We start from the raw sequence: 569 nt of genomic DNA, 5'->3' as shown, positions 1-569 counted from the left end.
CCCAATATCTACAGTCAATTGAATCAGTTTTAGACAAAGCGTTGAGAGAGCATCCGAGAACGTTGGTAGTTAGATTTGATTTACATTTACCCTCTGTGGTGGATTGTCCTGATTACCCTAGGGAATTTGACACAACTGTTATAACCCGTTTTATTGAATCTTTTAAAGCTCAAGTAAATGCGGATTTAACAAAAAAAAGAAGAGAGGGTAAACGAGTTCATCCTTGTACTGTTAGGTATGTCTGGTGCAAGGAAACTGCCAATGCTGTTCAGCACCATTATCATGTTGCTTTATTGCTTAACAAAGACACTTATTACGGTTTCGGGGATTACAGCTCCGTTAACAATAACTTGGCTGGTAAGGTTTATCGAGCTTGGGCAAGCGCATTGATGCTTTCACCAGAAGATATTATGACGCTAATTCACTTCCCTAAAGATACCCCTTGTTATCACTTGAATAGTAATTCGTTTGAGTATAATAAGGTTTTTCGTCGTTTGAGTTACTTCGCCAAGGTTAAAGATAAAGTATATGGTAATCGCACTAATAACTTTGGCTGTAGCAGAAAGTAG

The 569-nt window shown here is 38.1% G+C and carries 1 protein-coding gene; it reads left to right on the top strand.

Annotation, left to right across the window (positions count from 1 at the left end; genetic code table 11):
- A partial coding sequence (locus AC4GME_RS16845; protein WP_490379836.1) for an inovirus Gp2 family protein occupies nt 1–569 on the top strand: 569 nt, incomplete at its 5' end.

The sequence above is a fragment of the Psychromonas sp. genome, from assembly GCF_983033635.1.
Note: the sequence above shows the minus strand (reverse complement) of the source record. Positions and strands in the feature narration are given on the sequence as shown.